Source organism: Streptomyces sp. Ru71, from assembly GCF_002920535.1.
Lineage (GTDB): Bacteria > Actinomycetota > Actinomycetes > Streptomycetales > Streptomycetaceae > Streptomyces.
The window spans coordinates 88,692-108,203 of record NZ_PQSS01000019.1 but is presented as its reverse complement, the minus strand read 5'-3'; the positions used below and the strand labels follow the sequence as shown (position 1 = coordinate 108,203).

Annotated in this window: 17 protein-coding genes and 1 pseudogene; 6 read left to right on the top strand and 12 right to left on the bottom strand. The window is 73.5% G+C overall.

From position 1 onward, the window contains the following. Window positions 1–498 (bottom strand): annotated as a pseudogene (locus tag C3489_RS14755) (hypothetical protein); the annotation flags it as partial. A gap of 158 nt (window positions 499–656) precedes the next feature. Between C3489_RS14755 and C3489_RS14750 the strand changes: the two are divergent. Further along, window positions 657–1,859: an amino acid deaminase/aldolase gene (locus C3489_RS14750; protein ID WP_103782257.1), complete on the top strand. Its 1,203-nt coding sequence runs from the start codon at window positions 657–659 to the stop codon at window positions 1,857–1,859. Window positions 1,860–1,872: 13 nt separating this feature from the next. On the opposite strand, the gene C3489_RS14745 is transcribed toward C3489_RS14750, so the two are convergent. The 5 genes from C3489_RS14745 to C3489_RS14725 are packed head-to-tail and all read right to left on the bottom strand — an operon-like array spanning window position 1,873 to window position 7,695. Next, window positions 1,873–2,859, bottom strand: coding sequence for a DUF2510 domain-containing protein (locus C3489_RS14745; RefSeq protein ID WP_374936744.1), 987 nt, complete (start codon window positions 2,857–2,859; stop codon window positions 1,873–1,875). Between the two features lie 28 nt (window positions 2,860–2,887). After that, a complete protein-coding gene (locus C3489_RS14740) occupies window positions 2,888–4,132 on the bottom strand; it encodes a hypothetical protein (protein WP_103782255.1) in 1,245 nt (414 codons plus the stop codon). Window positions 4,133–4,157: 25 nt separating this feature from the next. Further along, window positions 4,158–4,940: a 3-oxoacyl-ACP reductase gene (locus tag C3489_RS14735; RefSeq protein WP_103782254.1), complete on the bottom strand. Its 783-nt coding sequence runs from the start codon at window positions 4,938–4,940 to the stop codon at window positions 4,158–4,160. After that, the gene (locus tag C3489_RS14730; protein ID WP_103782253.1) at window positions 4,937–6,325 is read right to left on the bottom strand and encodes an aldehyde dehydrogenase; all 1,389 of its coding nucleotides are present in this window, start codon (window positions 6,323–6,325) and stop codon (window positions 4,937–4,939) included. The genes C3489_RS14735 and C3489_RS14730 overlap by 4 nt, the downstream gene beginning before the upstream one ends. A gap of 8 nt (window positions 6,326–6,333) precedes the next feature. Continuing rightward, the gene (locus C3489_RS14725) at window positions 6,334–7,695 is read right to left on the bottom strand and encodes a glutamine synthetase family protein (RefSeq protein WP_103782252.1); all 1,362 of its coding nucleotides are present in this window, start codon (window positions 7,693–7,695) and stop codon (window positions 6,334–6,336) included. A 96-nt stretch (window positions 7,696–7,791) separates the two neighbouring features. On the opposite strand from C3489_RS14725, the gene C3489_RS14720 reads away from it, so the two are divergent. After that, the gene (locus tag C3489_RS14720; protein ID WP_103782251.1) at window positions 7,792–8,538 is read left to right on the top strand and encodes a FadR/GntR family transcriptional regulator; all 747 of its coding nucleotides are present in this window, start codon (window positions 7,792–7,794) and stop codon (window positions 8,536–8,538) included. Between the two features lie 44 nt (window positions 8,539–8,582). Beyond that, window positions 8,583–9,287, top strand: coding sequence for a gamma-glutamyl-gamma-aminobutyrate hydrolase family protein (locus C3489_RS14715; RefSeq protein WP_103782250.1), 705 nt, complete (start codon window positions 8,583–8,585; stop codon window positions 9,285–9,287). Between the two features lie 52 nt (window positions 9,288–9,339). On the opposite strand, the gene C3489_RS14710 is transcribed toward C3489_RS14715, so the two are convergent. After that, on the bottom strand, window positions 9,340–10,290 hold the full coding sequence (locus tag C3489_RS14710; protein ID WP_103782249.1) for a LysR family transcriptional regulator: 951 nt from the start codon (window positions 10,288–10,290) through the stop codon (window positions 9,340–9,342). Window positions 10,291–10,360: 70 nt separating this feature from the next. Here C3489_RS14710 and C3489_RS14705 point away from each other — a divergent pair, with 70 nt between their 5' ends. Beyond that, window positions 10,361–11,482, top strand: a complete 1,122-nt coding sequence (locus C3489_RS14705; RefSeq protein ID WP_103782248.1) for a TDT family transporter — start codon at window positions 10,361–10,363, stop codon at window positions 11,480–11,482. Here the strand turns inward: C3489_RS14705 and C3489_RS14700 are convergent. The 4 genes from C3489_RS14700 to C3489_RS14685 all read right to left on the bottom strand — a co-directional run bounded on the left by C3489_RS14700 (window position 11,394) and on the right by C3489_RS14685 (window position 16,795). Then, on the bottom strand, window positions 11,394–12,113 hold the full coding sequence (locus tag C3489_RS14700) for a helical backbone metal receptor (RefSeq protein WP_103782247.1): 720 nt from the start codon (window positions 12,111–12,113) through the stop codon (window positions 11,394–11,396). The genes C3489_RS14705 and C3489_RS14700 overlap by 89 nt on opposite strands. Further along, window positions 12,110–12,679 (bottom strand): helix-turn-helix domain-containing protein, encoded by a 570-nt coding sequence (locus C3489_RS14695; RefSeq protein ID WP_103782246.1) that lies wholly within the window; start codon window positions 12,677–12,679, stop codon window positions 12,110–12,112. The genes C3489_RS14700 and C3489_RS14695 overlap by 4 nt, the downstream gene beginning before the upstream one ends. A gap of 419 nt (window positions 12,680–13,098) precedes the next feature. Next, window positions 13,099–15,708, bottom strand: a complete 2,610-nt coding sequence (locus C3489_RS14690) for an ABC transporter permease/substrate binding protein (protein ID WP_103782245.1) — start codon at window positions 15,706–15,708, stop codon at window positions 13,099–13,101. Further along, complete coding sequence (locus tag C3489_RS14685) at window positions 15,701–16,795, bottom strand: glycine betaine/L-proline ABC transporter ATP-binding protein (protein ID WP_103782244.1); 1,095 nt, start codon at window positions 16,793–16,795, stop codon at window positions 15,701–15,703. Before C3489_RS14685 ends, C3489_RS14690 begins: the two co-directional genes overlap by 8 nt. Before the next feature lie 228 nt (window positions 16,796–17,023). On the opposite strand from C3489_RS14685, the gene C3489_RS14680 reads away from it, so the two are divergent. Together C3489_RS14680 and C3489_RS14675 are read left to right on the top strand one after the other, a co-directional pair. Further along, a complete protein-coding gene (locus C3489_RS14680; protein WP_181139675.1) occupies window positions 17,024–17,929 on the top strand; it encodes a 5'-3' exonuclease in 906 nt (301 codons plus the stop codon). Window positions 17,930–17,995: 66 nt separating this feature from the next. After that, the gene (locus tag C3489_RS14675; protein ID WP_103782242.1) at window positions 17,996–18,838 is read left to right on the top strand and encodes a siderophore-interacting protein; all 843 of its coding nucleotides are present in this window, start codon (window positions 17,996–17,998) and stop codon (window positions 18,836–18,838) included. A gap of 50 nt (window positions 18,839–18,888) precedes the next feature. Here the strand turns inward: C3489_RS14675 and C3489_RS14670 are convergent, their stop codons facing one another. After that, complete coding sequence (locus C3489_RS14670) at window positions 18,889–19,470, bottom strand: GNAT family N-acetyltransferase (protein WP_181139674.1); 582 nt, start codon at window positions 19,468–19,470, stop codon at window positions 18,889–18,891. Window positions 19,471–19,512 lie beyond the last annotated feature (42 nt).

The following is a 19,512-nucleotide window of genomic DNA, read 5'->3' as shown; positions in this document are numbered from 1 at the left end:
GTCGCCCCGGTACACGGCCGACGCGCCGGTGTCGCCGAGGCGGGCGGCACCGGACGCGACCGGAACGGCACCGGTCAGCGAACCGGAACGGGTCGACGGAGCAACATCGGGCATCGGCTCGGCGGCGGCCGGAACGGGACGCAGACGCGCGGTGGTCTCCGTGGCGGTCTCGGCCGGCACCGGTGCCTGGGCGCCCCTGTCGACCGTCCCCCGGCCGACGGTCGGCGGGCTGTCGGGAAAGCGGGCCGAGGCGGGCGGCGGAGGCGGGGCGTCGGGGTAGCGGGCGGACGCGGGCGGCGGGGCGCCGGTGTCACCGCCGGCCGGCCGCAGCGACGGGAAGCGGGGTGCGGCCGACCCGGAAGCGGAATGCGGGAGCAGGCCGGAAGCGGAACCCGAGGGAGCGTCGGTGGCCGATGCGGAGGCCGGGTCGGGCGCCGGGCCGTCGGGACGCGGGGACTCCGGGTGGGGGCGGCTGCCGCGGCGTGCCTCCGTGCTCATGCACCCCCCGTTTCCTCGGCCCACGGCCATCGTCTCGCCTGCGCTGCGCGTCACTCTACGGGTTGGACCTGGCCGGACGGGAACCAGTGCGCGCGCGAGAGGCATCTGCCCGGAACGTCCCCCTACCCTGCGGTAATCGGGTCTGGCAGGCTGCCGTCATGACTGCGCGCGCCGCCGACCGGGCCCGTTACGACCGGGCCACCGCCCATCTGGACGCCCCCGTGGCGATCGTGGACCTGGACGCCTTCGACGCCAACGCGGACGACCTGCTCCGCCGGGCCGGGGGCAAGCCGATCCGGGTCGCCAGCAAGTCCGTGCGCTGCCGGGCGCTGCTGGAGCGGGTCCTGGCGAAGGACGGCTTCCGGGGCGTCATGTCGTTCACGCTCGCCGAGTCCCTGTGGCTGGCGCGCTCGGGCTTCGACGACGTGCTGCTCGCCTACCCGTCCGCCGACCGCGCCGGCTTCGCCGAACTGGCCGCCGATCCCAAGCTGGCGGCCTCGGTGACCGTCATGGTCGACGACGTGGCGCAGCTCGACCTGATCGACGCCGCGCGCGGCGACGGACGTGAAGTGGTGCGCGTCTGCCTGGAGCTGGACACCTCGCTGCGGCTGCTCGGCGGCCGCGTGCGGGTGGGTGCGCTGCGTTCCCCGCTGCACTCCCCCGCCCAGGTGGCCGAGCTGGCCCGGGCGGTGGCCCGGCGGCCGGGCTTCAAGGTCGTCGGGATCATGGCGTACGAGGGGCATGTCGCCGGGGTCGGGGACGCGGTCGCGGGGCGGCCGCTGCGGTCGCGGGCCATCCGCCTGATGCAGGCCGCCGCCCGCCGTGAACTCGCCGAGCGGCGGGCCGCGGTGGTGCGCGCGGTGCGGGCCGTCGTGCCGGATCTGGAGTACGTCAACGGCGGCGGCACCGGCAGCGTGCAGCACACGGCCGCCGAGGACGCCGTCACGGAGATCGCGGCCGGCTCGGGCCTGTACGTGCCGCGCCTGTTCGACAACTACACCTCGTTCAGCGGCCGTCCGGCGGCCCTGTTCGCGCAGCCGGTGGTGCGGCGGCCGGGCGTGGGCGTGGTGACCGTGCTGGGCGGCGGCTACCCGGCGTCCGGCGCGGCCGGGCCGGACCGGCTGCCGGTGCCGTATCTGCCCGAGGGGCTGCGCTACGACCCGCAGGAGGGGCCCGGCGAGGTGCAGACGCCGCTGCTCGGCTCGCCGGCCGACGATCTGCTGATCGGGGACAAGGTGTGGTTCCGGCACGCCAAGGCCGGTGAGCTGTGCGAGCGTTTCGACGTGCTGCACCTGGTCGAGGGCGACCGGGTGACCGCGACCGTGCCGACGTACCGGGGCGAGGGCCACACGTTCCTGTGACGGTTCACCGGCTCTACGGGGTGGGGCCGATGCTGCTGCCCACGCCGCCGCCGGTGGCCGCGTCGCCCACGGGCCGGATGCCCCGGGTGATGCGGTCCATGTCGGCGAGCGGCGGCCCGTCCTGGCCCGCGTCGAAGACGTACCGGACGACGACGGGGGCCTCGGTGCCCATGCTGGACGGGAAGACCAGGGACTGGACGTAGCCGCCGGGGCCCTTGGCGGTGGTCACCTGCCAGCGCACGTAGTACCCGGCGCGGCCCGCCACGGCCACCGGCCCCTGGGCGACGGTCTGATGCCCCGTCATGCCGCCGAAGGGGCGCCGGTTCAGGGTGTCCTGATCGAAGGCCAGCCCGGCCGCCTCGCTGATGTCCGCCTCGGCGAGGGCCTTGGGCGACGTCTCCTCCGTCGAGGTCGCGGTGTGGGTGGTGACCAGGCCGTGGCGGCACATCCCGGGGTCGCCGGGGCAGTCGTAGGTGCCGTCGGTGGTCATGACGACGGTGTCGTCGGAGACGAACTCGGGCTTCACCCAGCCGTCGGGCATGGTGAGGGTGATGCCGTTGAGCTGGTCGACGACTACCCTGGGGTCGCCGGTGGGCGAGGCGGTGGACGGTGGCGGTGTGGACGGCTCGTCCGTCGGTGGGGACGCGGTGGGGGCGGGGTGCGGTGTCGTCCCGGCCGTCGGGTCGCCGTCGTCGCCGCCGCGCAGGACGAACGCCCCGGTGACGATCGCCGCGACCAGCACGGCTCCGGCGACGGTGAGGGCGACGGCCCTGGCCCGCCCGGAGGAGGCCGCCGGTTGAGGGGTCGTCAGAGGCTGCTGGGGGTGGGCCACCGGCTGTGCCGGGAACGCCGGCGGCTGCGGCGGGACCTGGTGCGCGAGCGGTGCCGTGGGCGCCTCGCGGTGGCGCCGGTGCTCGGTCCAGGCCCTGCCGTCCCACCAGCGCTCCAGGTGCGCGGCCGTCGGGTCCGGGTACCAGCCGGGCGGGGGCGTCATGCTCATTGCGGCACTGTAGGCCGGGGCGCGGCGATCAGTACACGGTGTCCCGCCGGTCGGGCACCACCGAGCCGTCGTGGCGCCGCACCGGCCGGTGTGTGCCGTCGGGCGCCGTGTACGCGGTCGTCGAGCAGGGGTAGGGGGCGGTGCGGCGGGGCAGCGGCTGCAGGAACATCGGGTTGACCAGCCAGCGGCCGTCGGCGTCGTCGTAGGCCCTGCACATCAGTTCGGGCTTGTTGCGGTTGATCACGAGGTGCGCGGCGGTGGCGTCGGAGACGAAGGTGACGTCGGTGTCGGCGTCGCCGGCGGCGAGGGCGGGGCGCTGCGCGCGGGGCTGCCGCTGCCAGGCGGCGGGGCCGTGGACGCCGTAGATCTCCTGGTTGATCCAGCAGCGCTTGCCGTCGATGTAGGGGATGACCGCGCCGCGCGTGGCCGGGGCTCCGCCGCACCCCTCGTTCCAGGGGGTGATGCGGCCGTGGCGGTCGAGGACGGAGCGGATGGCGATCGTGTGCGCGGCGTCGACGCCCACGCCGCGGGACCAGACCTCGGTGATCGGCTCGGAGCCCGCGGAGACGACGTAGACGTCGAATCCGGCCCGGCGCAGGGTGCGGATCAGGTCGCGCTGCTGGTCGTAGTAGCGGACGGAGGCGGGCAGGGTGTGGGTGCCGACCCTGCGGGTGGCGCCGACGGGGGCGGCGAGGGCCTCGGCGCGGGCGGCTCGGGCGTAGGAGGCGAGTTCGGCCGGGGTGCGGCCGGTGAACAGCTGGGGCACCCAGGCGTACTGCGGGACCGTGCGGCGGTGGTTCCAGCGGCCGGCGAAGGCGGGGGCACCGCTCATGGTGGTGCCGTTCTCGCGGATCTGCAGGATCTCGTCGGCGCACGGGGCGTCGGTCGAGGTCGGCAGCGGGGTGCCGGGCTCGCCGGTGCCGCAGGCGCGGGTCAGGGCCCGGTCGGCGGCGTCGCTCAGCCAGGCGCTGGTGTCCGTCCAGCGGGCGGGGCGCAGCAGCCGGTCGTGGCGCAGGGCCCAGGCGAGGGTGGCGTCGGTGACGTCGTTCTTGGTGACGGTGTTGTCCCAGTCGAACGCGGCGACGGGGCGGGGGCGTTCGCGGTGTCCGGCGCAGGTACCGCGCTCGTCGATCACCTGCTGGAGGCGGGCGCGGTTGTCGCCGTACCAGGTGCCGGACAGGCGGGGGCAGGCGCCGGGGCCGTCGGAGTGCGCGGCGGGCGCGGTCGCCAGGACGGCGGTCACGGCCAGGGCGCACGCGAGAAGCTGTCGCATACGCCCGGACCGTACCGTTTCCTCCCTACAGGGGCGTGACGTACGCGCCCGAGATGCCGCCGTCCACCAGGAAGTCGGTGGCGTTGACGAAGGAGGAGTCGTCGCTGGCGAGGAAGGCGACGGCGGCGGCGATCTCCTCGGCCTCGGCGAACCGGCCGAGCGGGATGTGCACCAGCCGGCGCGCGGCCCGCTCCGGATCCTTGGCGAACAGCTCCTGCAGCAGCGGGGTGTTGACCGGCCCCGGGCACAGCGCGTTGACCCGGATGCCCTCGCGGGCGAACTGCACGCCGAGTTCCCGGGACATGGCGAGCACGCCGCCCTTGGAGGCGGTGTAGGAGATCTGACTCGTGGCCGCGCCCATCCGGGCCACGAACGACGCGGTGTTGATGATCGAGCCCCTGCCCTGGCGCCGCATGTAGGGCAGCGCGGCCTTGCAGCACAGGTAGACGGAGGTGAGGTTGACCTCCTGGACGCGCTTCCAGGCCTCCAGGCCGGTCTCCAGGATGGAGTCGTCGTCGGGCGGGGAGATACCGGCGTTGTTGAAGGCGACGTCGACGCTGCCGTAGGTGTCGTGGGCGGCCCGGAACAGGGCCTCGACCTGCTCGGGGTCGGTGACGTCGACCTTCACGAACAGCCCGCCGGTCTCCTCGGCGGCCGCCTTGCCGCGGGCCTCGTCGACGTCGCCGCACACCACGTGCGCGCCCTCGGCGGCGAGCCGGCGGGCGGAGGCGAGGCCGATGCCGCTGCCGGCTCCTGTGACGACGGCGGTCCGGCCGACCAGGCGGCGGCACACGATCTCTTCGGTCACTGTGCGGGGCCCTCCGTACTGATGAAGACGTTCTTGGTCTCGGTGAAGGCGGCCAGCGCGTCGGGGCCGAGTTCGCGCCCGACGCCGGACTGCTTGAACCCGCCGAAGGGGGTCCAGTAGCGGACGCTGGAGTGGGAGTTGACGGACAGGTTGCCGGCCCGCACGGCCTGGGAGACGCGCAGCGCGCGGCCGACGTCCCGGGTCCAGACGGAGCCGGACAGGCCGTAGTCGGTGGCGTTGGCGAGCGCGACGGCCTCGCGCTCGTCGGCGAAGGGCAGCACGACGGCGACGGGTCCGAAGATCTCCTCCACGGCCACGCGCGCGCGGGGGTCGACGCCGGTCAGGACGGTCGGCGGGAACCAGAAGCCGGGCCCCTCGGGGGCCTTGCCGCGGATGCCGTCGGCGCCGTCGGGGACGTAGGAGCGGACGCGGTCGAGCTGGGCGCGGGAGATCAGCGGGCCCATCTGGGTGGACTCGTCGGCCGGGTCGCCCACGACGACGGACTCGATCGCCGGGGCCAGCAGGGAGAGGAAGCGGTCGTGGACGGAGGCCTGCACCAGGATGCGGGTGCGGGCGCAGCAGTCCTGGCCGCTGTTGTCCAGGAAGGACATGGGGGCGGCGGCCGCGGCCTGTTCCAGGTCGGCGTCGGCGAAGACGATGTTGGGGCTCTTGCCGCCGAGTTCCAGGGTGATCCGCTTGAGCCGGTCGGCGCCCTTCGCCCACACCTGCTTGCCCACGGCCGTCGACCCGGTGAAGACGATCTTGGCGACGCCGGGGTGCTCGACGAGCGCGGTGCCCGCGACCGGCCCGCGCCCGGGCAGCACCTGGAACAGGCCCTCGGGCAGCCCGGCGGCCAGGGCGAGTTCGGCCAGCCTGAGCGCGGTCAGCGGGGTGGTCTCGGCGGGCTTGAGAATCACGGCGTTGCCGGCGGCGAGCGCGGGCGCGGTGCCCCAGGCGGCGATCGGCATGGGGAAGTTCCACGGCGCGATGACACCGACGACACCGAGCGGTTCCAGGATCGTCACGTCCAGCCCGCCGGGGACCGGGATCTGGCGTCCCGTCAGCCGCTCCACGCCGCCCGCCGCGTAGTCGAGCAGGTCGCGCACGTTGCCCGCCTCCCAGCGGGCGTTGCCGATGGTGTGCCCGGCCTCGCGGACCTCCAGCAGGGCCAGCTCCTCCAGGTGCTCGTCGACGACCCGGGCGAACCGGCGCAGCAGCCGGGCCCGGTCACCGGGCGGGAACGCGGCCCACTTCGCCTGGGCCCGCACGGCGCGGACCACGGCGGCGTCCACGTCGGCGGCGGTCGCGGCCGGGACGGTGGCGACGAGCTCCTCGGTGGCGGGGTTGAGGACGTCGAGGACGTTCGGGTCGGGCTGGTGGCTCACGCGGGGCCTCACATGCGTTCGAAGGAGCGGCGCAGCTCCCAGTCGGTGACGGCGGCGTCGAAGGCGTCCAGTTCGACGCGGGCCATGTTGCGGTAGTGCGCGACGACCTCGTCGCCGAAGGCGGCCTTGGCCAGCGGGCTGTTCTCCCACAGCTCGGCGGCCTCGCGCAGGGTGGTCGGGACGTGCGCGTAGTCGGCGGTGTAGGCGTTGCCGGGGCACGGATCGGGCAGCTCCAGCCGCTGCTCGATGCCGTACAGGCCGGCCGCGACCATCCCCGCCACGGCGAGGTGCGGGTTGACGTCGCCGCCGGGCAGGCGGTTCTCGAAGCGCAGGGAGCGGCCGTGGCCGACGACGCGCAGGGCGCAGGTGCGGTTGTCGTGGCCCCAGGCGACGGCGGTCGGCGCGAAGGAGCCGGGCTGGAACCGCTTGTAGGAGTTGATGTTCGGCGCGTACAGCAGCGAGAAGTCGCGCAGCGCGGCGAGCTGCCCGGCGAGGAAGTACCGCATGACGTCGGACATGCCGCCGCCGTCGGCCGCCATGACGCTGGTGCCGTCGGCGTCGGCGAGGGAGAGGTGGATGTGGCAGGAGTTGCCCTCGCGCTCGTTGTACTTGGCCATGAAGGTGAGCGAGACGCCCTCCTGGGCGGCGATCTCCTTGGCGCCGGTCTTGTAGAGCGCGTGCTGGTCGCAGGTGACCAGGGCCTCGTCGTAGCGGAAGGCGATCTCGTGCTGGCCGGGGTTGCACTCGCCCTTGGCGGACTCCACGGTCAGCCCGGCGCCCGCCATCTCGTTGCGGATGCGGCGCAGCAGGGGCTCGATGCGGCCGGTGCCGAGGATGGAGTAGTCGACGTTGTACTGGTTGACGGGTGTGAGCCCGCGGTAGCCGCAGTCCCAGGCCTGCTCGTAGGTGTCGCGGAAGACGATGAACTCCAGCTCGGTGCCGACCTGCGCGGTCAGGCCGTGCTCGGCGAGCCGTTCCAGCTGGTGGCGCAGGATCTGGCGGGGCGCGGCGGCCACCGGTGAGCCGTCCTCCCAGGCGAGGTCGGCGACCAGCAGGGCGGTGCCGGGGTGCCAGGGGACGCGCCGCAGGGTCCGCAGGTCCGGGTGCATGGCGAAGTCCCCGTACCCGCGCTCCCAGGAGGACATCTCGTAGCCGTCGACGGTGTTCATGTCGGCGTCGACGGCGAGCAGGTAGTTGCAGCCCTCGGTGCCGTGGTGGAGGACCTCGTCGAGGAAGAAGCGCGCGGCGAACCGCTTGCCCTGGAGCCGGCCCTGCATGTCGGGGAAGGCCAGGACGACGGTGTCGATCTCACCGCCGGCGACGAGGGCGTGCAGCTCCTCGGCGCTCAGCGGGGGTGTGCGGTCTGCCACGGGAGAGCCTCCTTGGGCGTCTGCGGCGTTCTCGTCCGACCCCGGAAGCCATAAGGTATTGCTGAGAACCATTGCTTGGGAAGGGGGCGCGACGAGATGGCGCGAACGGCGGGGGAGGGCGGAGCCGTGGACGCGGCGGACCGTCTCGCGCCGCTGCTGCGGCCCGTGCGGGCGGGCAACGGCTTCGAGGAGGCGCTGGAGCAGATCCTCCAGGTGGTGCGGCTCGGACTGGTGCCGGCCGGCGGCCGGCTGCCCGCGGAGCGGGAGCTGGCGGAGCGGCTCGGGATCAGCCGGGTGACGCTGCGGGAGGTGCTGAAGGTGCTGCAGGACCAGGGCTTGGTGGAGGCCCGGCGCGGCCGCTACGGCGGAACGTTTGTGCTGCCGCGCCCGGACGGAGGAGGCGAGGACGAGCTGCGCCGCCGGGTGGCCGGGGTCGACATCGAGGACGTGCTGCGGTTCCGGGAGGTGCTGGAGGTCGGCGCGGCGGGGCTGTGCGCGGGGCACGGGCTGACGCGGGAGCAGGCGCGGCGGCTGCGCGAGGCGCTGGCGGCCACGCGGGACGCGCCGCTGGCGGACTACCGGCGCCGCGACACCCTGCTGCACCTCACGCTGGCCGAGCTGAGCGGTTCGGCGTCGCTGACGGCGCAGTACGCGGCGGTGCGGGCCACGGTGAACGACCTGCTGGACTGCATCCCGCTGCTGGTGCGCAACCTGGAGCACTCCCAGCGCCAGCACACCGCGCTGGTGGAGGCGGTGCTGGAGGGGGACGCGGACGGCGCGCGGGAGATGATGCGCGAGCACTGCGCGGGCACGGCGGCGCTGCTGCGGGGTTTTCTGGCCTGACCGTCCGGCAAAGGTATCCGGACGACCCATTGCAGGGAGGGCGTATGGCGGACGGCCGGCGGCCGTTGATCGGCATCAGTACGTATCTGGAGTCCGGCGCCCGCTGGGGGGTGTGGGAGCTGGAGGCGGCCCTGCTGCCGGCCGGGTATCCGCGGCTGGTGCAGCGGGCGGGCGGCATCGCGGCGATGGTGCCGCCGGACGCGCCAGGGCACGCGGCGGAGGCGGTGTCCCGTCTGGACGGCCTGGTCGTCGCGGGCGGCCCGGACGTCGACCCGGCCCGCTACGGGGCGCGGCGCGAGCCGCGCACGGGGCCACCGGCCACGGAACGGGACGCCTGGGAGCTGGCGCTGATCGAGGCCGCGCTCGCCTCGGACACGCCCCTGCTGGGCATCTGCCGCGGCATGCAGCTGCTGAACGTCGCCCTGGGCGGCACGCTCACCCAGCACATCGACGGCCACGCGATCACGCCGGGCGTCTTCGGCCGCCACCCGGTCAAGCCGGTCCCGGGCACCCGCTACGCCGCGCTCGTCCCGGAGGAGACCTCGGTGCCGACGTACCACCACCAGTGCGTCGAGACCCTGGGCGAGGGCCTGCTGCCGTCGGCCCACGCGGCGGACGGCACGGTGGAGGCGATCGAGCTGCCCTCCCCGGACCGGTGGGTGGTGGGGGTGCAGTGGCACCCGGAGATGGGCGAGGACGTACGGGTGATGCGGGCGCTGGTGGAGGCGGCGGCACGCGGCGCACGCTGAGGTGTGCCCAGCTCAGATCGTCCCACCCGCCCGGCCATTCCCCCGGCGCGGGTCAGCCCGGTCTGCCCGACCGGGTCAGCGACAGCAGCTCACGTGCCGGGCCCGCGGGACGGTGGCCGGCCGGCCACACCGCCCGCAGGGCCCGCGCCAGTGCCACGCCCTCCACCGGCACCGGCACCAGCCGCCGCGACGCCAGCTCCTCCCCCACCGCCAGCTCGCTCAGCACCGCCGGGCCCGCCCCGCTCACCGCCGCCGCCTTCACCGCCGTCGTCGACGACAGCTCGATCAGCGGCACCGCGGGCGAGCCCAGCGCGGCGTCCAGCACCTGCCGCGTCCCCGAACCCTTCTCCCGCAGGATCAGCGGCGTCGCCGCCAGTTCCTCGGCCGAGACGGCCCCGCGCCGGCGCCGCGCCCAGGGATGTCCCGGCGCGGTCACGACGATCAGCCGGTCGCGGGCGATGACCGCGGAGTCCAGCCCGCCGGGCAGCGTCAGCCCCTCCACGAAGCCCAGGTCGGCCTCCCCGGACAGCAGCCGCTCCGCCACCACCGCCGAGTTCCCGGCGAGCAGGGACACCGCCGTGTCGGGCCGCCGGGTGCGCAGCGCGATCAGCCAGCCCGGCAGCAGATACTCGGCGATCGTCATGCTCGCCGCCACCCGCAGCCGCGAGTCCCGCCGGTCCCGCAGCGCCTGCGCTCCCACGTCGAAGGCCTCGGCGGCCTCCACGACCCGCCGCGCCCAGTCCGTCACCAGCGCTCCGGCGTCCGTCAGCCGAGACCCGCGCGGCGAGCGGTCCACCAGGGCCACCCCGAGCTGCCGTTCCATGGAGCGGATGCGGCTGCTCGCGGCGGGCTGGGTTATGCCCGTCTCCCGCGCGGCCGCGCCGAGGCTGCCGAGCCGTGCCACGGCCAGCAGCAGCTCCAGCGCGCCCAGATCCGGCACCCGGTGCGCCAGCGACCCGCCCGGCGCCTGGGTTCCGTTGTCGCTCCCCCTCGCGTCCGTCATAAACCCAGCTTATGCCCTCATAGAGACATCGTCCCTGGTGGGCAGCGTCCGCTCCGGGCACGGTGGTGCCATGATCACCGCAGTCCGGCATCTCGGCCCCAACTGGTACGCCTGCGTGATGGGCACCGCCGTGCTCGCCACGGCCGGCGTCGCCCTGCCCGCCCACCTCCCCGGTCTGCGAACGGCCTGCACGGCGGCGTGGGCGCTCGCCACGGCCCTGCTGCTGGTCCTGCTCACCGCGCGCGCCCTGCACTGGCGCCACCACCGCGACCAGGCCCGCGCCCACCTCCTCGACCCCGCCGTGGCGCCCTTCTACGGCTGTCTGGCGATGGCGCTGCTGTCCGTCGGCGCCGGCGCGGTGACCACCGGGCGCGACTGGATGGGGACGACGGCCGCCGTCGCCCTGGACACCGTGCTGTTCACCACCGGTACGGTCACCGGACTCGCGGCGGCGGTCGCCGTGCCGTACCTCATGGCCGTACGCCATCGTGTGGAGCCGCGGCAGGCGACGCCCGTGTGGCTGCTGCCGCTCGTCGCGCCGATGGTGTCGGCCGCCGCCGGGCCGCTGCTGGTGCCGCACCTGCCGCCGGGGCAGGCGCGCGAGACCCTGCTGCTCGCCTGCGTCGCGCTGTTCGGGCTGAGCCTGCTGGCCGTCCTGCTGGTGCTGCCCTTCGTCTTCGCCCGGCTGCTCGGCGGATCGCTGCCGCTCGCGCTCACCCCGACGCTGTTCCTGGTGCTGGGCCCGCTCGGCCAGTCCACCACCGCGGTGGGCAAGTTCGCGGACACCGCACAGGTGGCAATGGAGCAGTCGTACAGCACGGGCTTCCGGGTGTTCGCCGTCCTGTACGGGGTGCCGGTGATGGGGTTCGCGCTGCTGTGGCTGTGCCTGGCCACCGCCCATGTGGTGCGGGCCCGGCGGCACGGCATGGGGTTCGCGATGACCTGGTGGGCGTTCACCTTCCCGGTCGGCACCTGTGTCACCGGTGCCGAGGCGCTGGGCGCGCACACCGGGCTGGTCGTCTTCGACGCGCTCGCGCTCGGGCTGTACGCCGCGCTGGTCACCGCCTGGCTCGCGGCGGCCGCCGGCACCGTGCGCGGGCTGCTCAGCGGCGAGCTGCTGCGAGCGCCGCGCCCAGCACCCGTGGCGCCTCGGCCAGTGACGGTCCGTACCACGTCAGGTGCCGTCCGCTGACCAGCGCGCAGGCCAGGCCCGGGAAGGCCTCGGGCCCGTCGTCGGCGGTGAAGCGGTAGGGCTCGTCGGGCAGCACCACGACGTCGGGCCCGGCCGCCCGCAGTTCCTCCACGGCCACGCGCGGGTAGCGCTCGGCGTGGGCGGCGTACAGATGGTCGACGCCGAGCCGGGCCAGGACGTCCCCGGCGAAGGTGTCGCGGCCCAGCACCATCCAGGGCCTGCGCCAGATCGGCACGACGGCGGTGCGGCGCGCGGCGGGCTCGGGCAGCGTGCGCCAGGCCGCCTCCGCCTCGTCCAGCCAGCGCGGCCGGTGCAGCACCCCGCAGGCGGTGACGACCCGGTCGAGTTCCCGGAAGGCCTGCGGCACGTCGCGCACCTCGGTGACCAGCACCTCGACGCCGGCGGCGCGCAGGGCGGCCAGGTCGGGGGCGCGGTTCTCCTCCTCGTTCGCCACCACCAGGTCGGGCGCGAGATCCAGGACGCGTTCGATCTTCGGGTTCTTGGTGCCGCCGACGCGGACCACGTCCAGGCCCGCCGGGTGGGTGCACCAGTCGGTGGCGCCCACGAGCACGCCGGGGGCGGAGGCGGCGACGGCCTCCGTCAGCGACGGCACCAGGGAGACGACCCTCACCGGCCCCGCCGGTCCCGTACGGCCTCGATGTGCTCGGCGACGGCGACGACGATCAGCCGGGTGTCGGGCACGGTCGCCCGCCAGCGGTGCCGCACCCCGCCGGTCAGGTACAGGGTGTCGCCGCGGCCGAGCCGGTAGGCGCGGCCCTCGGCCTCGATCTCCACGGCGCCGTCGGCGACGTACATCAACTGGTCGTTGCGGTACTGGAACTCGCGGCCGGCGTCGTGGTCGCCGATGAACTCCGAGGCGTGCATCTGGTGGTGCCCGCGCACCAGGGACCGCACGTGCGGCACCGGCCCGGGTTCCAGGTCCTCGGCGCGCACGAGGTCGACGCTGGACGCCGGGTCGGCGGCGGCGAGCAGTTCCACCGCGGTGGTGCGCAGCGCGTCGGCGACCTTCTCCAGGGAGCTGCGGCTGGGCCGCGCCCGGTCGTTCTCGATCTGGCTGAGGAAGGGCACCGACAGGCCGCTGCGCTCGGCCACGACGGCGAGGGTGAGGTCCAGGGCCCGGCGACGCCGCCGCACGGCCGCACCGACCCGCAGGGGCTGCTCTTTGTGGTCGCCCATCGCTCCGGCTCCCTCCTTCGCTCGTCGTGCCGCTCGTCGTGTCCCGGTCAGCGGGTGCAGGTGTGCTGATGAGTTCTCTGCACCCTACGCATGTTCGGCAAACCGTTTCATGCGGCCGTCACAACGAGGACACACTGCGTCGGCTTCGACCTGATGGTTCGCGCCAGTGGATCACCTGCCCGGGCGGTCGCCGGATGGGGCGTTCGGCGTACTGCGGGGCCCCTGTCATGTTCAATGCGGTGGTCGTCCCGTGTGTTCCCGCCCACAGGAGGCCGGGTTCTGGCGACCGCGTAGCTGTGTGTGGTTGGCCGGATCCTTGTCGTACGCGTGGGCGAGTGCGGAGACGACCCGAGGGGTGGGCCGTCCCACGCCGTCAGGTGGCGTGGGGGCCCACCCCTCGGGGGTGCGGGTGGCGGCGGTTACCGCGGGGTCATGCGGTCGACGATGTCCGGGTGCTGCCCGATCCAGGCGGCGACGGCGTCGTCCTCATGGCCCTGGCCACGCTTGTTGATCTCGGCCTCCAGGCTGCCCAGCTCCGCCTCGCTCATCCGGAAGTTCCTGATCCACCGGGTGAGCTGCGGATACTGCTCGGGGAACTTCTGGTTCGCGATGGTGCGGATGGTGTTGCCCTCGCCGAAGAGCTTCTTGTCGTCCTTCAGCTTGGTGAGGTGGTACTGGCTGTACGCCCAGTGCGGCGACCACAGGACGACGGCGACCGGCTGCTTCTTGGCGTAGGCCCGCTTGAGCTCGGCGAGCATCGCCGGGGTGGAGCCGTCGACGACCTTGTACTCCTTGTCCAGGCCGTAGCCCGGCAGCACCTTGGTCTTGAGCAGGTTCATCTCACCGGTGCCCGGCTCGATGCCGATGATCTTCCCGCCGAAGGTGCCGGCCTTGCCCTTGAGGTCCGCCAGCGAGGTCACGCCCTTGACGTAGGACGGCACGGCGATCTCCAGCGAGGTCGGCTGGTACCAGGTGCCGAGGTCCTTGAGCCGGTCCTTGCTCTTGTCCCAGTAGTTGGCCTGCGCGTACGGCAGCCAGGCGTCGAAGTTGAGGTCGAGGTCGCCGGCGGCCAGGCCCGTGTAGACCGGGCCGACGTCCATCTGCTTCAGGTTCAGCCGGTAGCCGCGCCGCTCCAGCACGTTCTTCCACAGATGGGTGACGGCGATGTCCTCGTCCCAGGGGAACCAGGCCACGTCGATCGGCCGCTTGGCCTCGGCGGCGGCCTGCGCGTCCCGCACCGGGGCGAGCTTGTCCACCAGGCCCGGGTTCCTCTTCAGCCAGGCGCGCACGGCGTCCTGCTGCTTGCCCTTGCCCGCCTTGGTGATCTCGGCTTCGAGGCTGGTCAGCTGCTTCTCGTCGAGCTTGAAGCCCTTCAGCCACTTCGCCACGACGGGGTTGTCGCCGGCGAAGCCCTTGCGGGCCAGCGTGTGCAGGCCGTCGCCCTTGCCCCAGGCTCCCTTGGGGTCCTTGAGCTTCTTCAGCCGGTAGTCGTTGTACGCCCAGTGCGGCGACCAGAGCGTGACGGCGATCGGCTCCTTCTTGCTGTAGGCCCGCTTCAGCTCGGCCAGCATGGCCGGGGTGGAGCTGTCGACGACCTTGTACTCCTTGTCCAGGCCGTACTCCTTGAGGACCTTGCTCTTGAGCAGGGCCATCTCACCGGCGCTGGACTCGATGCCGGTGATCTTCCCGCCGAAGCGGCCGGCCTTGCCCTTGAGGTCCGCCAGCGAGTCGACGTCCTTCATGTACGCCGGGACGGACAGCTCCAGGGACGTGGGGCCGTACCAGGTGCCGAGGTCGTCGACCTGGGAGCCGTACTTCTTCCAGTACTGGGCGTGGGTGGTCGGCAGCCAGGCGTCGGTCTGGAAGTCGATGTTGCCGGCGGCGAGGGAGGTGTAGAGCGGTCCGGCGTCGAGCTGCTTGGCCTCCACCTGGAAGCCGCGCTGTTCGAGGACCTCCTTCCACAGGTAGGTGGAGGCGATGCCCTCGTCCCAGGGGATGTAGCCGATGGTGACCTTCTTGCCCCGGCCGACGTCCTTGCCGTCGGCGACGGCCGTGGCGGCGCCCTTGCCGCCGAAGACGCCCATACCGCCGGCGACCAGGCCGAGGATCACCACGCCGATCACGGCGACCTGCGGCCGGGGCCGGTAGGACCAGATCTTCAGGCCCTTCGCGGCACGCGCGCGTGCGGCGGCGCGGCGGCCGAGCGGGGAGACCTGGGTGCCCAGCGCGCTCGTCATCCGGTCCAGGTAGATCGCGAGGATGACGATGGCGACGCCCGCCTCGGAGCCGAGACCCACGTTCAGCTGGCCGATGGCCTCGTTGACGTCACCGCCGAGGCCGCCGGTGCCGACCATGCCGGCGATGGCGGCCATGGACAGGCCCAGCATGATCACCTGGTTGACGCCGGCCATGACGGTGGGCAGCGCCAGCGGCAGCTGGACCCGCAGCAGCGTGCTGCGGGGCGTGGTGCCGAAGGCCTCGGCGGCCTCCACCAGCTCCTTGTCGACCTGGCGGATGCCCAGCTCGGTCATGCGCACACCGGGGGCGAGCGCGAAGATCAGGGTGGCCACGATGCCGGCGGAGGCGCCGGTGCCGAAGAACAGGATCGCCGGGATGAGGTAGATCATCGCGGGCAGCGTCTGCATGAAGTCCAGCACCGGCCGCACCAGGCCGCTGACCCGGCTGGAGCGGGCGGCCCAGATGCCCACCGGCACCGAGATCACCAGGGCGATCAGCGTGGCCACGAGGACGAGCGACAGCGTCACCATCGCGTCGTCCCACAGTTCGAGGGAGTCGATGAAGGCGAAGCCCGCGAAGGTGAGCACACCGGCGAGGGTGCCGCGCAGCCAGAAGGCGAGCACGGCGAGGATGCCGGCGAGCAGCAGCGGCTCGGGCGCCTGGAGGACGGCGTTGATGCCGTCGTAGGCGCCGGTGAAGACGGTCTTGAAGAAGTCGAACAGCCAGGAGACGTGGTTCAGGAGCCAGTCGACCGCGCTGTTGACCCAGTCGCCGAGCGGAATCCTAGGCACGGGCCATCACCTTCTCCCCGCCCTTGTCCCGCCGGTTGTCGCAGGCGGCGGGTTCTGCCTCCTCGACGTCGCCGAGGAAGCCGACCAGCCGCTGACGCGGCACGACGCCGACGAGTGCGCGGTCGGCGTTCAGCACGGCGACCGGGTGCGGCACGCGCGCGGACAGCGCGCACAGCTCGGTGAAAGGCGTCTCGGGCGTCGCGGTCGGGCAGTCGCAGTCGGCCTCGTCGCCGCGCAGGCCGTCGGCGTCCATGACGGCCGCGGCCGTGACCACGCGGGAGCGGTCCACGTCCTGGATGAAGGAGGCGACGTAGTCGTTGGCGGGGCGCAGCAGGATGTTCTCGGCGGTGCCGTTCTGCACGATGCGCCCGTCGCGCATGACGGCGATGCGGTCGCCCAGGCGCATGGCCTCGTTGAGGTCGTGGGTGATGAAGACGATGGTCTTCTTCAGGGTGCGCTGCAGTTCGAGGAGCTGGTCCTGCATGTCGCGGCGGATCAGCGGGTCCAGGGCGCTGAAGGACTCGTCCATCAGCAGCAGGTCGGCGTCGGTGGCGAGCGCGCGGGCCAGGCCGACGCGCTGCTGCATGCCGCCGGACAGCTCGTCGGGCCAGGAGTCCTCCCAGCCGGCCAGCCCGCACAGGGCGAGCGCCTCGGTCGCGCGGCGGTCGCGCTCGGCGCGGGGCACGCCCTGGACGGCGAGGCCGTAGGCGGCGTTCTCCTTCACGCTGCGGTGCGGGAAGAGCGCGAAGTGCTGGAAGACCATGCTGATCTTCCGGGCGCGGACCTCGCGCAGCTCCTTGCCGGCGAGCGAGGTCAGGTCCTGGCCGTCGAAGCGGACCTGGCCGGCGGTGGGCTCCAGCAGTCCGTTGAGCATGCGCAGCAGGGTGGACTTGCCGGACCCGGACAGGCCCATGACGACGAAGATCTGGCCGGGGTCCACGGTGAAGGACGCGTCGATGACGGCGGCCGTGGTGCCGTCCGCGCGCAGCTCCTCGCGATCGGCTCCCGCACGGAGCCGTTCCACCGCCTGGTCTGGTCGTCTGCCGAACACCTTGTAGAGATGCTCGGCCTCTAGCCTGGCTGACACGCGGACCTTCTCTTCTCGACGACAGGGCCAGGAGCGAGGGCGTCGCATGCACCACACAAAGGTTGAACGCGCAACCGGCACCGCTCCGAACGCGCGCCTCCCCGCTTTCCTCGGGGGCAAACGCACAAGTGGGCCACGTCACGTAAAAGGCGCAACGCGTTGCACCCTGCGCGCCGGGCGACCGCTGTCAGTGCCGTACGGCATGATGCGAGCGTGACCGGACGACTGATGCTCCTCGACACCGCCTCGCTGTACTTCCGCGCCTACTTCGGCGTGCCGGACTCCGTGAAGGCCCCGGACGGCACCCCGGTGAACGCCGTGCGCGGCCTGCTCGACTTCATCGACCGCCTGGTCAAGGACCACCGGCCGGCCCACCTGGTGGCCTGCATGGACGCCGACTGGCGGCCCCAGTGGCGGGTCGAGCTCATCCCCTCCTACAAGGCGCACCGGGTCGCCGAGGAGCACGAGAGCGGGCCGGACGAGGAAGAGGTGCCCGACACGCTGTCGCCGCAGGTGCCGGTCATCGAGGCGGTCCTGGACGCGCTCGGCATCGCCCGCGTGGGCGTCGAGGGATACGAGGCGGACGACGTCATCGGCACCTTCACCGCCCGCGCCAAGGGACCCGTCGACATCGTCACCGGCGACCGGGACCTGTACCAGCTGGTCGACGACGCCCGGGACGTGCGCGTGCTGTACCCGCTCAAGGGCGTCGGCACGCTCCAGCTGACCGACGAGGCGGTGCTGCGCGAGAAGTATGGCGTCGACGGCCGCGGGTACGCGGATCTGGCGCTGCTGCGCGGCGACCCGAGCGACGGGCTGCCGGGCGTGGCCGGCATCGGCGAGAAGACGGCGGCCAAGCTGCTCGCCGAGTTCGGCGACCTGGCCGGCATCCTGGCGGCCGTGGACGACCCGCGCGCCAAGCTCACGCCGACGCAGCGCAAGCGGCTCACCGAGGCCAGGCCGTACCTCGCGGTGGCACCGAAGGTGGTCCGGGTCGCCGACGACGTCCCGCTGCCCGAGGTCGACACCGTGCTGCCGCACACCCCGCGCGACGCGGCGGCCGTCGAGCAGCTGGCGGCGCGCTGGGGACTGGGCGGGTCGCTGCAGCGACTGCTGACGACGCTTGCGGCGTGAGAGGTGTCCCTCCCGGGCCGAGGTGCTAACTTAGGTAAGCCTAAGCACGGGAACAGGGAGGCCGTCATGGCAGAACGTCCGGGACGCAAGCCGCGCAGGGTCCACTCCGCGCGCGTCGTCCGCACCGAACGGCTCACCCCGCACATGCAGCGCGTGGTACTCGGCGGCGAGGGCCTGGCCGCCTTCGACGCGGGCAGCTGCACCGACCACTACGTCAAGCTGCTCTTCCCGGCGGACGGCGTGACCTACCCCGAGCCCTTCGACATGGAGCGCGTGCGCGAGGAGTTCCCGCGCGAGCAGTGGCCGGTGACCCGGACGTACACCGTGCGCGCCTGGGACCCCGAACACCGCGAGCTGACCCTGGACTTCGTGATCCACGGCGACGAGGGCCTGGCCGGCCCGTGGGCGACCCGGGTGCGGCCCGGCGAGAGCGTCCGCTTCATGGGCCCCGGCGGCGCCTACGCCCCCGACCCGGACGCCGACTGGCATCTGCTCGCCGGTGACGAGAGCGCGCTGCCCGCCATCGCCGCCGCCCTGGAGGCCCTGCCCGACGGCGCCGTGGTGCACGCCTTCATCGAGGTCGCCGGGCCCGAGGAGGAGCAGAAGATCGACTCCGACGTGGACGTCGTCTGGCTGCACCGCGGCGAACGGCCGATCGGCGAGAAGCTGGTCGAGGCCGTGCGCGCGCTCGACTTCCCCGACGGCCGGGTGCACGCCTTCGTGCACGGCGAGGCGGCCTGCGTGAAGGAGCTGCGCCGGCTGCTGCGCGTGGACCTCGGCATCCCGCGCGAGGACCTGTCGATCTCCGGCTACTGGCGCCTGGGCCACAACGAGGACGGCTGGCAGGCCTCCAAGCGGGAGTGGAACGCCCGGGTGGAGGCCGAGCAGGAGGGCACGCCGGCCGCCTGACCGACGGCCGTGGGCCCGCGCCGCCTTACCGGCGGCCCCCGAGGGGCGGGTCAGTCGCCCCGTACGCGCGCGTGCAGGTGCATGTCGTGCCAGCCGTCCGGGTGGAGCAGGGCCCGGCGCTTGGTGCCCTCCAGGGCGAAGCCGGCCTTGGCCGCCACCCGGCAGGACGCCTCGTTGCGCACGGCGTGCAGCAGCTCCAGGCGCTCGAACCCGATCTCCTCCAGGGCCCAGCGGGCCAGCGCCCGTGTGGCGCGCGCGGCGACGCCCCGCCCCCGCGCGGCCGCGTGCGTCCAGTAGGCGACCTCGGCGGCGCCGTCGAGCAACTCGATCTGGCGCAGTCCGACCCGGCCCAGCAGCCGGTCGCCGTCCGCGTCGGCGACGGCCCACTGCGCCGTGCGCTCCCCCGCCCAGGCCCGCTGCCACTCCGCAATCCAGCCGCGCACCTCCTCCTCGGAGTCGGCGGAGCGGACGTGCCACTGGTGGATCACCGGGTCCTGGAAGGCCTCGTACACGGCCGGCGCGTCCTGCGCGCGCCAGGGGCGCAGCACCAGGCCGTCGTCGGTGGGGATGGTGGGCTGCGGTGTGCGGGAGAGGGTGCCGGCGGGCAGGACGGGCTGCGTCAGATAAGGCATGATCGCCATCCTGCCCACGAGCGCCCGCGAGGCCCAGCGGTT

Bases quoted from the DNA above. Each gene is read 5' to 3' on its own strand.
- C3489_RS14680 (WP_181139675.1), top strand. From the start codon at position 17,024: ATGCTCCTCGACACCGCCTCGCTGTACTTCCGCGCCTACTTCGGCGTG.
- C3489_RS14670 (WP_181139674.1), bottom strand. From the start codon at position 19,470: ATGCCTTATCTGACGCAGCCCGTCCTGCCCGCCGGCACCCTCTCCCGC.
- C3489_RS14715 (WP_103782250.1), top strand. From the start codon at position 8,583: ATGGCGGACGGCCGGCGGCCGTTGATCGGCATCAGTACGTATCTGGAG.
- C3489_RS14720 (WP_103782251.1), top strand. From the start codon at position 7,792: ATGGCGCGAACGGCGGGGGAGGGCGGAGCCGTGGACGCGGCGGACCGT.
- C3489_RS14740 (WP_103782255.1), bottom strand. From the start codon at position 4,132: ATGCGACAGCTTCTCGCGTGCGCCCTGGCCGTGACCGCCGTCCTGGCG.
- C3489_RS14695 (WP_103782246.1), bottom strand. From the start codon at position 12,679: ATGGGCGACCACAAAGAGCAGCCCCTGCGGGTCGGTGCGGCCGTGCGG.
- C3489_RS14710 (WP_103782249.1), bottom strand. From the start codon at position 10,290: ATGACGGACGCGAGGGGGAGCGACAACGGAACCCAGGCGCCGGGCGGG.
- C3489_RS14750 (WP_103782257.1), top strand. From the start codon at position 657: ATGACTGCGCGCGCCGCCGACCGGGCCCGTTACGACCGGGCCACCGCC.
- C3489_RS14675 (WP_103782242.1), top strand. From the start codon at position 17,996: ATGGCAGAACGTCCGGGACGCAAGCCGCGCAGGGTCCACTCCGCGCGC.
- C3489_RS14745 (WP_374936744.1), bottom strand. From the start codon at position 2,859: ATGAGCATGACGCCCCCGCCCGGCTGGTACCCGGACCCGACGGCCGCG.
- C3489_RS14705 (WP_103782248.1), top strand. From the start codon at position 10,361: ATGATCACCGCAGTCCGGCATCTCGGCCCCAACTGGTACGCCTGCGTG.